Source organism: Massilia sp. CT11-108 (genome assembly GCF_047302915.1).
GTDB lineage: Bacteria > Pseudomonadota > Gammaproteobacteria > Burkholderiales > Burkholderiaceae_D > Telluria > Telluria orientalis.
Map to the genome: position 1 here is coordinate 1 of NZ_JBKYMO010001319.1, position 380 is coordinate 380.

Below are 380 nucleotides of genomic sequence, written 5' to 3' on the forward strand. Positions count from 1 at the left end.
AGCCGGAACACCGCCACGGCCTCCGCCAGGCGCGCGGCCTGGTCCTGCATCGCCTGCGACGCGGCGGCCGCCTGCTCGACGAGGGCCGCGTTCTGCTGGGTCACGTCGTCCATCTGCGTGATGGCCTGGTTGATCTGCTCGATGCCGGCGCTCTGCTCCTGGCTCGCGGCCGTGATCTCCGTGAGGATGTCGGCCACGCGGCGCACGCTGTCGACGATCTCGCCCATCGTGCTGCCCGCCTCGCGCACGAGCGAGCTGCCCGTGTCGACCTTGCCGGTGGAGTCGGCGATCAGCGTCTTGATCTCCCTGGCGGCGGCAGCCGAGCGCTGCGCCAGGTTGCGCACTTCGCCGTCGTGGCGGGCGAAGCCGCGGCCCTGCTC

1 protein-coding gene is annotated in these 380 nt (G+C 72.4%); it reads right to left on the bottom strand.

The window, feature by feature from the left end; translation table 11 throughout:
• Window positions 1-380: methyl-accepting chemotaxis protein (locus ACEN88_RS34595; protein WP_413346924.1), on the bottom strand; the 380-nt coding region annotated here is incomplete at both ends.